At 45.9% G+C, this 13,629-nt stretch carries 12 protein-coding genes; 6 read left to right on the top strand and 6 right to left on the bottom strand.

Translation table 11 applies throughout. From position 1 onward, the window contains the following. Window positions 1–1,572 precede the first annotated feature (1,572 nt). A complete protein-coding gene (locus tag HJG54_RS32915) occupies window positions 1,573–3,957 on the top strand; it encodes an NACHT domain-containing protein (protein ID WP_316436080.1) in 2,385 nt (794 codons plus the stop codon). Window positions 3,958–4,333: 376 nt separating this feature from the next. Further along, window positions 4,334–4,999: a sugar transferase gene (locus tag HJG54_RS32910; RefSeq protein WP_316436079.1), complete on the top strand. Its 666-nt coding sequence runs from the start codon at window positions 4,334–4,336 to the stop codon at window positions 4,997–4,999. A gap of 10 nt (window positions 5,000–5,009) precedes the next feature. Here HJG54_RS32910 and HJG54_RS32905 read toward each other — a convergent pair whose 3' ends face one another. After that, on the bottom strand, window positions 5,010–5,648 hold the full coding sequence (locus tag HJG54_RS32905; protein ID WP_316436078.1) for a peptidylprolyl isomerase: 639 nt from the start codon (window positions 5,646–5,648) through the stop codon (window positions 5,010–5,012). A gap of 317 nt (window positions 5,649–5,965) precedes the next feature. Next, on the bottom strand, window positions 5,966–6,607 hold the full coding sequence (locus HJG54_RS32900; RefSeq protein ID WP_316436077.1) for a TetR/AcrR family transcriptional regulator: 642 nt from the start codon (window positions 6,605–6,607) through the stop codon (window positions 5,966–5,968). A 210-nt stretch (window positions 6,608–6,817) separates the two neighbouring features. Between HJG54_RS32900 and psbA the strand changes: the two genes are divergently transcribed. Continuing rightward, window positions 6,818–7,915: a photosystem II q(b) protein gene (gene psbA / locus HJG54_RS32895; protein WP_316436075.1), complete on the top strand. Its 1,098-nt coding sequence runs from the start codon at window positions 6,818–6,820 to the stop codon at window positions 7,913–7,915. A 148-nt stretch (window positions 7,916–8,063) separates the two neighbouring features. Here the strand turns inward: psbA and HJG54_RS32890 are convergent, their stop codons facing one another. The 3 genes from HJG54_RS32890 to moaB all read right to left on the bottom strand — a co-directional run bounded on the left by HJG54_RS32890 (window position 8,064) and on the right by moaB (window position 9,824). Then, window positions 8,064–8,900 carry a DUF3598 family protein gene (locus HJG54_RS32890; protein WP_316436074.1) on the bottom strand — a complete coding sequence of 279 codons (837 nt, stop codon included), beginning with the start codon at window positions 8,898–8,900 and terminating at the stop codon, window positions 8,064–8,066. Between the two features lie 2 nt (window positions 8,901–8,902). Then, window positions 8,903–9,217, bottom strand: coding sequence for a hypothetical protein (locus tag HJG54_RS32885; RefSeq protein ID WP_316436072.1), 315 nt, complete (start codon window positions 9,215–9,217; stop codon window positions 8,903–8,905). Window positions 9,218–9,305: 88 nt separating this feature from the next. Continuing rightward, on the bottom strand, window positions 9,306–9,824 hold the full coding sequence (gene moaB, locus HJG54_RS32880) for a molybdenum cofactor biosynthesis protein B (protein ID WP_316436071.1): 519 nt from the start codon (window positions 9,822–9,824) through the stop codon (window positions 9,306–9,308). 107 nt (window positions 9,825–9,931) lie between these two features. On the opposite strand from moaB, the gene HJG54_RS35675 reads away from it, so the two are divergent. Continuing rightward, window positions 9,932–10,108: a thioredoxin domain-containing protein gene (locus HJG54_RS35675; protein WP_420717421.1), complete on the top strand. Its 177-nt coding sequence runs from the start codon at window positions 9,932–9,934 to the stop codon at window positions 10,106–10,108. 289 nt (window positions 10,109–10,397) lie between these two features. Here the strand turns inward: HJG54_RS35675 and HJG54_RS32875 are convergent, their stop codons facing one another. Beyond that, the gene (locus tag HJG54_RS32875; protein ID WP_316436070.1) at window positions 10,398–10,847 is read right to left on the bottom strand and encodes an orange carotenoid protein N-terminal domain-containing protein; all 450 of its coding nucleotides are present in this window, start codon (window positions 10,845–10,847) and stop codon (window positions 10,398–10,400) included. Between the two features lie 267 nt (window positions 10,848–11,114). Here HJG54_RS32875 and HJG54_RS32870 point away from each other — a divergent pair, with 267 nt between their 5' ends. Together HJG54_RS32870 and HJG54_RS32865 are read left to right on the top strand one after the other, a co-directional pair. Further along, a complete protein-coding gene (locus HJG54_RS32870) occupies window positions 11,115–12,419 on the top strand; it encodes an FAD-dependent oxidoreductase (RefSeq protein WP_316436069.1) in 1,305 nt (434 codons plus the stop codon). 211 nt (window positions 12,420–12,630) lie between these two features. Beyond that, complete coding sequence (locus HJG54_RS32865; RefSeq protein WP_316436068.1) at window positions 12,631–13,605, top strand: TIGR03885 family FMN-dependent LLM class oxidoreductase; 975 nt, start codon at window positions 12,631–12,633, stop codon at window positions 13,603–13,605. Window positions 13,606–13,629 lie beyond the last annotated feature (24 nt).

Raw genomic sequence — 13,629 nt, 5'->3', positions numbered from 1 at the left:
CGTTATTTGAAGCACGGTTGAGAGCAGCACTAAATTTAAGCTATTCTCCATTAAAGTAATTTAATATACTAGACTTGTGTGGGTACTCAGGTATACTGGTTAGATAGTCATCTCATAAAATTCCTTCAAAATTATTAAGATGTTTGAAAAAAAATTAATTATGGTACAATTTGCCCTGTGTTTATACTAGGGGTGCAGGTCTTGGATGATTCTTAAGTTCAATTCTTTAGATCAGGCGCGATGCAATCTACTGGTCGTTTTTTTACACACGAATGATATTACGTTTTAGCAGCTGTTGATTTTAGATGTGCACTGCGTTGAAGTAGCAGTCTGCCATCCAGCTCTTGGGGCTAGAGTTAGGATGATTGTTTTATTAAGTAAGGTTAGCAGCCAAGCATTCAAATTTGTTTCGTCTTTGGACCAAGTGGCACGGTTTATATGCTGGCAGCTTACTTGTAATCAACGTTGCATGTGGTTTGATTAGATATCTGGGAAAATTCTCACCTAAAGCAGGTTAGGGTTGTGTATTGTGCAGTCAACAGCCGACCGTATCCATTGGTCTTTTGAGTAATCTTGGTCACGAATGAGTATTTGTTTCTGTCTAGTTGAGAAGCCAGCGGTAACATATTGCTGTACTTTGAGGATACGCCAAGGGTATGGTCTAAATCGCCAATATTGATGCACATGGTTATATGAGTATAGGCCGATAGGAACTCTTAAGGTCTTGATCGCAAATATATTGTCAGATGGATTCCTATCACTGCCAGTGATTCAGGTGCATCTAGATATTTTTGTGAGCGAACATCTCATTCGTGAAGCGATTGGGATGAAAGAGCGGAACTTTTCAGTACGTGTTCAATGATGGAAGTACGCATTGGATGGTATTTTCCGCACTAATGATTCTGGTGTAGTGTACACCAGAATCATTAAGCCTTATTGGTCGTAGGGAAAGCCAGATTTCGAGCAGTTTTTGAAAATTTGGTAACTGTTGGCATCTAGCTAGAACTCAACTAATGCTCAGTAGATGGTTAACCTGGAGAATGGCATGCTAGCCTTCATTGCCAGCCTTAACCGTCGTTCACTGTCATGCAATTGTCACGTATAAGTGTTAGCCACCCATCCGTCAATCAGAACGAATAAGTATGTAAGCGAAGAAGCTTGACTTTAAAATTTAGTAACATTGACTAGACGACAAGCCGTAATTTGGTTTATAAATTTGATCTAAACTAGCAAAATGCATGCTAGTGTATGTAATTGAAGTTAGTAGTACAAAGTAAAGGTTAACCTTTATGCTACTGACATGATCGTATTCCCTGCTATGTAACAGATTTATTCTCTGGCCTGCTTACTCTTGCCAGCGTGTAGACCAGCGAAGCCTGTAGGAGGAATTTTTAGTTCACCGAAGTGTTCTATATTTGTGCTTTTTAAATACGGTTACCTTTCCTCTTACGCTCTTCGTTACTTATTTGCTATCCTTGCTTAATTTACGGTAATGCTCAGCCATTCATGGCACTGCTCCAGTGTTCCTTAGGTTTCAAGCATCATTTTTACAATTTTGGTTAAGAGGCTCCCATGGCCAAAAGATCCCTGTACGCGACTCCAGAAGGTGCTAAGCTAGCCCGAAAAGTATTTGATCGCAGAGGTTGGACGCAAGAAAATCTAGCGGCAGAGCTAGACCTGAGGACCCGCCAGCCTATCTGGCGCTTTTTTACTTGTCGTCCGATTGAACGTCATATCTTTATTGAGATCTGTACAATCCTAGACCTCAATTGGTGGGAGATAGTTGCCCAAGCTCCTGACCACTTATTGAACGTTGAGGGTAAAGCACCACATTTGGAGAGCGAGATCAGCCCGTTGGTGGAGCAGATTCGCCTGAAGCATCAAGATCGAATCGAGCATCAGTGCGGCATGCTACGTATTTCTGGAACGAGTTTTCCCGTTCAATTGAATGATCTGTATGTTGAGCCTCGTTTTCTGGGTCGGTTGATCAGTCAGGAATATCTAGATATTGCTGTACTAAAGGAAAGCTGTGGCAGCAATCTCAGTAACCTGAGAGAACAACAGCTAAATGATTCAATCAGCACACCTTTGCCGGTTTTAGAGAACCAAGCTAAGCTGCGGATTCTGGGTAAACCAGGCAGCGGCAAAACCACTTTTTTGCAGTGGGTTGCACTCCAATGCAGTCGAGGGCAATTTCAGCCGCATTTGATCCCAGTTTTCATCAAGCTAAGCAGCTACGTAGAGCAAACTACCCGGCCGACTGAATTCAATCTGCGGCATTGCGTTCAGCAGGAATTAATAGGATGTGACGTGTCCGATCCGCAAGTGATTGAGACGTTGCTGAACGAGGGTAAATTTTTAATTCTGCTAGATGAACTCAATGAAATTTCTGGCTATAGTAATTATTCCTTAATCCTGCGGGAGATTTCCAGATTTTCTGAACTTTACTATAAGAACCGCATTATTGTTACTTCTAGGTTGGGCAGTTCCAGCTTTGAGCTAGCTCACTTCACTGATCTTGAGCTTGTAGATTTCAATGATGCCCAAGTGGCATCACTGGCACAGAAGTGGTTTAGTGTATTTGGCAAACCGAGTGAGGCTGTTGATCAGCCTAACAAGCAGTCTACTCAGACTAACGCGCCCGCTAGAACCGAAAGTTTTCTGCAACAGCTTTGTGTGTCCGGCAATCATCGCATTCGGGAAATAGCGGGAATTCCTTTACTGCTCAATCGAATTTGTCAAACCTTCGACGGAAAAAGCAAACTATCTGAGAATCGAATTCGGATTTATGAAGAGTGTTTGTCTTTGTATTTAATTGATCGGAGTAGAGAACAGAATATTCAAGCTGGTCATTCCAGTTGGCGAATCACTTCTTTTGAACAGCTTTATCTTTTGGGGCGAATCGCCACGTTTGCTTTGCAAAGGGGAAGTCGCTTTCTTGAACAGCGAGAGCTAGAGCACTTTATTGAAACGGGCATTTGTGAACTTCATAAGGAAATCGAGCAAAAGCAGATCCTACGGGAAGAAATCGTCAACCAACTGAGATCGTCTTTTCTACACCAAGGTATCTTGCTGGAACAAGCTCGTGGAGTATTTTCCTTTTCCCATATCGCATTTCAGGAGTATTTAGCTTCTAGGCAAATTGTTTCGAGTTTTAACTTGAAGCATGACTTGGCGGATCTCTCAGGCCATTTAGCCGAACCCCATTGGCGGGAAGTGATTGCTCTAGTCAGCTCTAGATTGCAAGATCGCAACCTGTTGCTTAGCTATATTAAGCTGGAAGTGCAGTCCTTAGTCTCCCATCAGCCCTACATCAAAACATTGCTGGACGAGTTACAGCAAAAGTCTGGTAAATGGTTGGTCTATCGTCAGATTGCTGAAACTCACAATTTACTATATAAAATCGCTCGGACTCCCGACCTACTCTGCCGCCTTGCAACTTCCATAACCTACATGAGCGTTCTAGCTCAAAAGCTTTTATTTGAGGTTGTTTTAGCAAAATTGATTCTCTGGTTTGCAGTTCCAAATTGGCAAAACTCCCAGATCTCAATTTTGATTCAACCTCTGCTTGACCACGCCATTCTATTGGCAACGACCTATCAGTATCAAAAGTTGGCAAACAGCTTGGCTGATTTGAGAGAGCAACTTTTATGCCCCAATTGGGCTAGCCAAGGACTGTGGCTGGAGTGCTTGGAAAGAGCAGTCAATGACTATGCGAGTAAGTTTGGGAATTTTCGCTTCAATCGTGAGCAAATGCAATCGCTTCAGCTCTGTCTTTATACTGTTCAACTGCTGGCAGACCTACAGGGGAAGAGTGAGTCTGATAGCCTAGAGAGCCTACAGCTTCAGCTATCTGAGCTATTTTCCGTTTTCGACTTTGACAATACAACCTCTACTGACGAGCTGCCTAGCTTTCTAAGCCACCATCAATCAAATTCTTCCTTCACTTTGATTTAAGCGGTTAATCTGCTACAAAGCAAGTTCTGATCCACAATCTTCTTCAAAACCACTGGATAGAACTTCTGGAAGAAAATCAACCAATTTGTGACCTCTAATACTGTATTAAAAACCATAATTGTGGCAGCTAATATACACGTTCACGATAGCTTACATACAGCTATCCCTAGGGAATTATATAACCCAGGTTAAGCTTAAAAAAATCCCGAATAATTAACCTAGGGTCAGCATTTACTTATACGCGAAATCAAACAGACCAGGATTAAACCTGAAGCATGGGTTTGAGTGATAGGAATAAATTTATATTCATAAATCTATCATCCTGCCTATTGACATAGACATTGACACAGAATAGTCATACTTTATGGATGCTGCTATGAGTACTCTTTCCGATACCGGCATCAACCAGTCGTTCAAAAGTGGTTTGCCGGAAACTCACGCTTCAGTTAGCAGTAAGCTAAAGCGTTTGATTGATATTGTTGGAGCTGTGATTGGATTAAGCATCACAGTCTTGCTTTTTGTTCCAATTGCAGTTGCGATTCGGTTAGACAGCCCTGGTCCAATTTTTTACCAGCAAACTCGCTGTGGATTGCTGGGAAAGCGCTTTCGGATTTGGAAGTTTCGATCAATGATCCCAAATGCAGAATACTTACAGCATGCTGTACAGAACCAGGCTAAGGGACTGATTTTCAAAAACGAGGCGGATCCTCGCGTCACTCGAGTCGGCAAATTCCTGCGGCGCACCAGTTTAGATGAGCTGCCTCAGTTTTGGAATGTGCTCAAAGGTGAAATGAGTTTGGTTGGAACTCGGCCGCCAACTGTTAACGAAGTCGATCAATATGATCTGCGGCATTGGCAGCGGTTAACTGTTAAACCCGGCATTACGGGCGAATGGCAGGTGAAAGGGCGGTCAACAATTCGAGATTTTGAACAAGTTGTAGACCTTGATCTGCGCTATTTACAGCATTGGTCCGTTAGATACGATTTGCTGCTGATTCTTAAAACTATCTGGATCGTTCTGCTGCGACACGGAGCCTATTAACAACTGACTCCTACAAAAACCGCTGTTTAATCTGCTCTTGCAACCACTGTTCCAATAATTCGTTCAGCAGCATTTGTTGGATTGATTCATTAAACTGCATAGGTAATACTGCTTCGAGCTGAGCAATTACAATCCATTCACCGATGCGCTGAGGTGCCCATACCTGGCCTGGACGCGCTCCGTAAAACATCCGCGCCAATTGAGGATGCAGCTTACCTAGCTCGATTGGCCCAGTTCTGCCACCCACTGCGGCAGCTGTGCCTTGAGAATAGAGATGAGCCACTTCGGCAAAGGATTGCTCGCCTTCCACAATCCGAAAATACAGCTCTTGGGCCATGTTGCGGTCGTGCAAATAAATCAGCGAACAAACTACCTGGTCAAGCTGATATTTACGCTGAAAGAAGTAGGAGTTCAGCACTCGGCCCCACCGCTGCTGTTGAAACTTGCGAATTTTTAGCTCTCGTTCTGCCCAAGCCTCAAACTGCTCTGGCGTCATGCCTTCCTGCTGAAGCCGCGCCTGGTCTTGCTGCGTCCATTCATAAGCTTGTCGAAACTGGCGGCGCTCTGCTTCACTACACTCAACCGTAGCAATGGCTTGATCGAGAATCAGCTGATAGAAAACTTGGGACAACAAGGGTGGGGAACTCATGACGAGGCACTGGCGATCGGAGGATAGTGGCTTACTTATGGCTTATTTCCAGCATAGCGCCAAGCGCTGAAGGGGTCAGGGATGAACCTATGCATCTGTAGATAGATCTTAGAGGATGTTTTAAAAGTCGCTATTGCAACCCGAACCGCCCCCTAAATCCCCCATCAATGGGGGACTTTGAACCAGAGATACGGGATCGGAAGTCCCCCACTAGTGGGGGATTTAGGGGGCGATGCAGTACTTCTGATACTTTTCAAACACTCTCTTAGATAGATCTTAGATGGAGAGATGAGCAAAAGTGTAGTGTATCCGACAACTCAACCCTTTTTCACTCCTGCCAATATTAGTGCAATCGCGGACTCTGTGAATTCTTCAATGGCTACCGTACTCATGCTATCCCAATTGGGGGCGAGAGTTTTAAGGTTGGCTTGAGCATTAAAGTAAAAGCTAATAATCCCCATGATGTGAATCACCATCAACCAAGGATTCAGCGGACGAAAGCACCCTTCATCTATGCCTTGCTGCAATATCGATATCAGTAAGTTAATTGGTGTCTCCCAAGCAGTCAGCTTGAAATATTTCCCTTGGTTTTGCATCGCTTCATGAAGTAAAACCTTGCCTTGATGGGGGTGCATCGCTTCATGTCTAATCCCTTCTCGAATGGCGACCTTCAGGGCTTCTTCAGGCGGTAAGGTTTGCAAATTAAGCTGCTCAAACGCCTCAATAAAGTCGGTAGCATGGCGTTCTAAAACAGCTTTGTAAAGAGTTTCTTTACTGCCAAAGTAGTAATGAATCATCGCTTTTGTCACTCCTGTGTTAGCCGCAATGGCTTCTGTTCGGGCACCAGTCAAACCATAGCGGGCAAACTCCTCTTCAGCCGCGTCTAGAATTTGGGCCTTGGTCGCTTCTGGATCGCGTTGACGAGTTGCAGAGGATTTGGCATTGATTGACGACTTCACCACAGATTCCCTAATCAGTTTCTTTATCTAGGATACAGGCAGCCATTTTTACTCAACGATCTCACCTGTCTCAAATCAACTAACTAACCAGTTAAGAAATTATTGACAACAGAAAATTGATTACTTAAACTAACTAACAGGTTAGTTAATAGCTAGAGCTTTTTCGTTGCTTAGCTAATCTAGCCCTGTCGTTTTTTCCTTCATAGAGATATGACAACAACTCTGCAAAGACGCGAAACCGTCGGCTTGTGGCAGCGGTTTGGTGATTGGATTACCAGTATCGAGAATCGGCTGTACATCGGCTGGTTTGGCGTCCTGATGATTCCTACTCTGCTAGCTGCAACAACCTGCTTCGTTATTGCCTTCATCGCGGCTCCCCCGGTCGATATCGACGGCATCCGCGAACCCGTGGCTGGCTCCTTGATGTATGGCAACAACATCATCTCCGGTGCAGTCGTGCCCTCCTCGAACGCGATTGGTCTGCACTTCTACCCGATTTGGGAAGCCGCTTCTCTAGACGAGTGGCTCTACAACGGTGGTCCGTACCAGCTCGTCGTCTTCCACTTCCTGATTGGTATTTTTGCTTACATGGGTCGTGAGTGGGAATTGAGCTATCGGCTTGGTATGCGGCCTTGGATCTGTGTCGCGTATTCTGCACCCGTTGCTGCTGCTACTGCTGTATTTTTGATCTACCCAATCGGGCAAGGTTCATTTTCGGATGGGATGCCGCTTGGCATTTCTGGGACGTTTAACTTTATGTTTGTGTTTCAAGCTGAACACAATATCTTAATGCATCCATTCCACATGTTGGGTGTAGCGGGTGTGTTTGGAGGAGCCTTGTTTAGTGCCATGCACGGCTCACTAGTGACATCTTCACTAGTACGGGAAACAACCGAGATCGAGTCACAAAACAATGGCTACAAATTTGGACAAGAAGAAGAAACCTACAATATTGTGGCGGCTCATGGTTATTTTGGTCGCTTAGTTGGTCGAACCAATGAGATTATTTTGGGCACCAAAGCAAACAGCCGTACCCTCCATTTTCTGCTGGCGGCTTGGCCTGTAGTGGGTATCTGGTTCACGGCACTGGGAATTAGCACCATGGCATTTAACCTGAATGGATTCAATTTTAACCAAAGTGTTTTGGATTCACAGGGTCGAGTGATTCAAACATGGGCGGATATTCTCAATCGAGCTAACTTGGGTATGGAAGTGATGCACGAACGCAATGCTCATAATTTCCCGCTCGATTTAGCATCAGGTGAAGCAATTCCAGTAGCGATTACACCTCCCTCACTGATGAGCTAAAGATTTGAACTAAAAGCTGCTTTAGGGATGTAGGTGTTGTAGACATGTCGTAGTCATAATGAGTGCTTAACAAGCAAATGCTTCCATTCAAATGCGTGGAGGCATTTTCCTTAGTTAGCCAATTGGCGGTAGGTTGAGAGGCTATGAATCACCGTTTTTGTTCGATCATAAATGTTACATTCAACCACTTGCCATTTGCATCATAGCGGCGAATCAGACGCTGTCGCAGATTGGGCTGCAGCAGCCATCCAGTTTCTAAGAAAAAGGCGCGACCCAGACGAATTTCAGTTGGGAACGTGGCAGAAGCTCCATCGGGTAAAAGCAAACTCTGAAACAGCAAACCATCCTGTTCAAAGCTAAAATGGGCAACACCCAACTGAGTTTGAGCAGGTTGCAGCAGCAACGACTGAGAGTCAGCCATCTGGAGTACCTGTTCGCCCTGCCAAACTAGCCTGCGCGTGGTGGAACTTGTTTCCACTTGCAAGGAGTTAGGATAGAGGGTAGTAGCCTCGCCTTGCCAGTCGCCTAAAAGATCCTTGAGTTGCAGCAGCGGGCGCTCTGGGGCGTCTGTGCCAACGCGCTGCTCGCGAATTAGCGTGAGTTGGGAAAGTTGGCCTGCTGGGTCAAACATTTGCACTAGGCGCATGCGGCGATCATTGTAGATAAACGCGAACTCTGCGCCAAACTGGATCCCGGTTGCAAAATAGCTAGAGCCTTCTGAAAAAGCACCGCTCTCAAAAAACAGCGCCCCGGCTCCGGTGGTGCTAAAGTCTCGAACCAGCTCATGGGGTTGGGCTGGAACGGCACCCGATTCATCCGGATAGTAGCGCTGTAACCGCAAATGAATCGATTGATTGTTGTTTACGCCCCGCAGGGAAATCAGGCTGGGGATCTGTTTCAGGATTTCTCCCGTAGGCGACAGTTGCGTAAACGACCCCTGCCATTCTCCTAAGTTCTGTAGGACACATTCCCATTGCGATTTCATATTCAGCGTTGCTCAAGAGATGACTGGGAAGGTAGGGGAAAACATCGAATCGGACCGACCGCCAAGCGATTGACTGCTTCATAGGCCCAGTCAGTGGGCAGGACATCGGGAAAGGCGGAAGCAAACTGGCCCGCCGGACAAGTCGGCCGCTCGACGGTTGGAAGTTGGGACTCTACCCGGTCAGGCTGAGGCTGGGAGGGTTGGGGCAACTCAGGACGGAGATCTGGGGCAGGTTCGTTCCCCTGAGCCAGCGCTTGGATTCCCCACAAACAAACCGTGGCGATTGAAACGACTGTTAAACGAAACACGGCAACCATAGTCATGCTCTAATGAAACGAGTGAAACGAGTGAAACGAGGGACAGATAGGGCTGAATTTAGGTTTCAGGAGTTTAGGTTTTAGGAGTTTAGGTTTCGGTCAAACGTGGCATTAGCTCCGCAAAGTTGCAGGGGCGGTGGCGGTAGTCGAGTTGGTCTTTAAGAATGGCATCCCATCCGGTTTGACAGGCTCCGGAGGAACCCGGCAGACAGAAAATATAGGTTCCGTTTGCCACCCCCGCCAAGGCCCGAGACTGGATCGTCGAGGTTTTGATCTCTTGATAAGAAATCATCCGAAACAATTCGCCAAAGCCCTGAATTTCTTTATCTAACAGCGGCAAAATTGCTTCTGGAGTTCCATCTCGGCCTGTCAGTCCAGTGCCGCCCGTTGTGATCACCACCTGTACTGTTTCATCCACAATCCAGTGGGAAACTACGGCTCGAATTTTGTAGATATTGTCGGGCACAATCACCTTTTCTGCCAGATGATGCCCCGCCTGAGTCAGTCGCTCGACTAAAAGCCGCCCCGATTTATCCGTTGCTTCGGTGCGAGTGTCCGATACGGTCAGCACAGCAATATTCAGTGGAACAAACTGCCTGTCAGCCATAACACATTCTGAATTAGCGCGACGGTGAGGGCCAGAGCCTTCTAAAATCTTACCGTTTGTCAGATTGGATTTAGGAGAATTGCTGGTGGAGCGCTAGGCGGAATTAGTTGAGTAGCTTGGAAACGCTTTTATCAGATTCAGATTTGCCCTTATTGGTGATGTTCTATGCTCCTTGGTGTAGACCATCTCATTTAATGGATGCGGTACTAGAGCAGGTTGAGTCCTGTATGAGTCAAGAGTTGCGAATCGCTAAAATCAACAGCGAGACCGATTGGGCAAATTGAAGTAGAACAAACCGAGCACCTACTATCAGTTGAGCGGTTTATGCCCCGATTGCAGGGTTTGTTATCGTCAGCAAGCTAATTGCAACCAGCTAGACGAGTGACCCAAAGCCTCATCTTGTGATTTGCACTAGATCCGACTAGCGACGGAAGAATATCGATATTCAGCCGCAATTCGAGCCAGCCTTCTGGTAAGGCTTAAATGAAAAAGACCAACGTAGAAACTGAGTTCCTACGCTAGTCCAGAAATAGGATTTGGGGAAGCAGGATCCCGGAATCGTTAGTCAGTAGCTTAACCCATTGCCTGCACTGCATTGAGCATAAAGTTCACCCGTTGCTCAAACTCTAGCTGTTTTACCATCGACGTAAATTGATCGGTTTCGGCAGGAAGCTGGTAGTCAGACGGCACCTGGATAATTGTGCCTTTTTCCATGCCCTGGGCTAGCAGCAGCCAGACTTCCAATTTGGCGTTGGCGCTGAGGGCTTTGTAAGCACGGTTGATTTCGTTCCCGGCACCCTTAATCAAATCCCGCTGAGCTTGCAGTTGATTTTCGGGAGATAGCACCTGGATCTGATCAAATACAGCTTTTCCTACAGCTTCCACACTATCGGGTGGAGCGGGCTTGAGTTGATCTTTGAGATCGAGGTAACCATACCAAAGCAATGCTAGTTGGGTATCGACATCGAAATTCTGAAAAGCGTTTAACGCAGATTTTGTGCGTTCATCGATGGTATAAGTCATAGACAACTCCATTGGAAAATTCGTTTACTGACCCGGCGATAAGCCTTGTCTTGGCATACCTTAACGAATGTACGAAACCGAATAATCCAACAAAAGACGGAGATGAAATTGTTTGATTAAACGAGTAAACGTAGGCTGGATAACATCCATCTGGGACGTTTTGCAAATAGAAACAGACATCTGCAAATAGATGGAGTTTTTCAAGCACTATTTTGGAATCAGCTAATTTTGTGGCACATTAGAATTCAAACTAGTGGGGAGGCTCCTATGAGCAAAAAAGTGGTAATCATTGGTGCAGGTCCAAGCGGAGTTCTGTTAGCCCATTATCTATTGCGTCGAGATAATCAGTATCAGGTCACTATCTATGAGCGGCGAAGCGATCCACGGCTAATGTCTTTCCCTAATGCTAGAACCTTTCCGATTTCCTTAAACGATCGAGGAACTGATGCTCTGTACCAAATTCCCAACGTTGAAGCAGCGGTTAAACGAGTCAGTTTGGAAATGTATGGAACGGTTTTTCACCAAGCGGGTAAAACCAGGGTAACGACGCGGAAAAGACCATTGGTAACATTGGATCGAACGAACCTTGTTATACTGCTACTAGAATTACTGCAAGCTTATGATAATAACCGTTTGAATTTTTACTTTAACCATCTATGCACTCAAGTTAATCTAGAAGCCAAAACAGCAACGATTCAACCCCTGACAGCAGGAGAAAGTCATACGGTTCCCTATGACCTGCTGATAGGAGCAGATGGCTCCCATTCAATTGTAAGAGCGGCTTTTCTAACTCACGATCTGTTTGAATTTGAGCAAAAGTATGTCTTGAATGACTACAAATCAATTTTTTTGGCTCACCCTCAGTCCCATCCCGAAATCAAGTTAGAAGCGGGAAAAATTCACTCCTGGAGAACTAACGATGGCACCTTTATTGTACTGCTGCATCAGTATGACGGTACGATGGGAGGCGTGATCCTGTTTCCACGTCAGCATAATCAGGTCGCTCAGCTCGCCAGTTGCGAAGATGTTTTACAGTATTTTCAGCAGCATTTTCCCGAAGTTGGTCAGATGATGACTGAAGCTGAAGCCGAAGCTTTTCTAAAACGCCCCATAACTCGGGTTTTAACAACGAGTTGCAGTCATTATCACTACAGCGACAGCGTATTATTGATCGGCGATGCCATCCATGCAGTATCACCGGCGATTGGACAAGGATGTAACGCCGCTCTCGAAGATGTTGCCATGCTGAATAGTTTGTTGAACGAAACTGGAGATGATCTGAAAATTGCCCTAGAGCAGTTCACCCTACGCCGTAAAAAGGATGCCCATGCCTTAACAGAACTGAGCAACTACTCGTTTCCTAGCTCGACACGCCTGTTCATTGAGTTCATCTTAAGAGAACAGCTTGGCAAACTATTGCATCGCCTATTGCCGCAGCAGTGCCCACCGTCACTCTCGCAATTGGTATTTGAAACCACCGTTCCTTATGCTGAAATTCTAAAAATTTATCAACCTTGGATTAATAAAGTGAAACGCGCAACCGAGCGCCAGCGGAATCAACCAATAAATTAGCGAACAAAATTAGCTGGCGATGATTACAGCTTTCATAATTTCTAACCTTAGCAGGACGTCGAGAGACAGCAAAGTTGCTAAGAGTGGAATGCTTAGGGGCATGCTTAGTCAGTTCAATTGCATCGCCTAGATTGTATCAATATAAGCTCTAGTGTTTACTGGATTGCTCATATTTTGTGTTCACTTTTCGGTTTAGGAGATGAGTTCATTTATGGTCAAGATTGGTTTTCATGCATCCCACGAACAGTTCAAACCCAGTGAACTCCTCCAATATGTACAATTAGCAGAACAAGCTGGATTTACCCATGTTCTTTCCTCGGATCATTTTCATCCCTGGAGTGAGCAGCAGGGGCAGAGTGGCTTTGCTTGGTCGTGGCTTGGTGCAGCGATGCAGGCGACTCCCAGTTTAGCCTATCGGATTGTCAATGCACCCGGCGACCGTTACCATCCTGCAATTATTGCTCAGGCCGCCGCCACCCTAGCCGAGATGTTTCCGAATCGCTTTTGGCTGACGATTGGCAGCGGACAGGCGCTAAACGAACGGATTACCGGCAACAAATGGCTCTGTAAAGACGAACGCAATGCCCGCCTGAAGGAATGTGCCGATATTATGCGTGCTCTGTGGGCTGGAGAGACCGTCACCCAACGGGGATTGGTTTGTGTAGAAGAGGCCAGGCTTTACACCCGCCCCCAAACACCACCTTTGATTATTGGAGCCGCCGTAACTGCGAAGACCGCCGAGTGGCTAGGAAGCTGGGCTGATGGCCTGATTACGATATCTCGTCCGTCGGAAAAGCTGAGGCCGGTTGTAGAAGCCTTTCGTCGTGGTGGCGGAACAGGCAAGCCAATGATCCTCAAAGTACAACTTTCCTATGACCGGGATCTGGCAAGCGCCCAACACGGAGCACATCAGCAATGGCGTAGTAATATTTTCCCTAACCATGTTCTGACCGAGTTACGCACGCCTCAGCAATTTGATGCCCTAGGAGAATTTATTCAACCCGATGAATTGAATCAGCATGTTCGCATCGCAACCGATATTCAGCAGCATATCGCGTGGTTGCAGCAAGACATCGAACTGGGATTCGATGAGTTGATTCTACACAACGTCAATCGGAAACAAGAGCAGTTTATTCATACATTTGGTGAGAAAGTGATTCCGGTTCTGGCAGCCAAACGAGATTAGTGCCAGATTGGAGTGAAGGATACG

The sequence above is a fragment of the Leptolyngbya sp. NK1-12 genome, from assembly GCF_032598965.1.
Lineage (GTDB): Bacteria > Cyanobacteriota > Cyanobacteriia > Elainellales > Elainellaceae > Elainella.
Note: the sequence above shows the minus strand (reverse complement) of the source record. Positions and strands in the feature narration are given on the sequence as shown.

Bases quoted from the DNA above. Each gene is read 5' to 3' on its own strand.
- HJG54_RS32905 (WP_316436078.1), bottom strand. From the start codon at position 5,648: ATGAGTTCCCCACCCTTGTTGTCCCAAGTTTTCTATCAGCTGATTCTC.
- HJG54_RS32915 (WP_316436080.1), top strand. From the start codon at position 1,573: ATGGCCAAAAGATCCCTGTACGCGACTCCAGAAGGTGCTAAGCTAGCC.
- moaB (WP_316436071.1), bottom strand. From the start codon at position 9,824: ATGGCTGACAGGCAGTTTGTTCCACTGAATATTGCTGTGCTGACCGTA.
- HJG54_RS32890 (WP_316436074.1), bottom strand. From the start codon at position 8,900: ATGAAATCGCAATGGGAATGTGTCCTACAGAACTTAGGAGAATGGCAG.
- HJG54_RS32910 (WP_316436079.1), top strand. From the start codon at position 4,334: ATGAGTACTCTTTCCGATACCGGCATCAACCAGTCGTTCAAAAGTGGT.
- HJG54_RS32870 (WP_316436069.1), top strand. From the start codon at position 11,115: ATGAGCAAAAAAGTGGTAATCATTGGTGCAGGTCCAAGCGGAGTTCTG.
- HJG54_RS32865 (WP_316436068.1), top strand. From the start codon at position 12,631: ATGGTCAAGATTGGTTTTCATGCATCCCACGAACAGTTCAAACCCAGT.
- HJG54_RS32875 (WP_316436070.1), bottom strand. From the start codon at position 10,847: ATGACTTATACCATCGATGAACGCACAAAATCTGCGTTAAACGCTTTT.
- HJG54_RS32885 (WP_316436072.1), bottom strand. From the start codon at position 9,217: ATGGTTGCCGTGTTTCGTTTAACAGTCGTTTCAATCGCCACGGTTTGT.
- psbA (WP_316436075.1), top strand. From the start codon at position 6,818: ATGACAACAACTCTGCAAAGACGCGAAACCGTCGGCTTGTGGCAGCGG.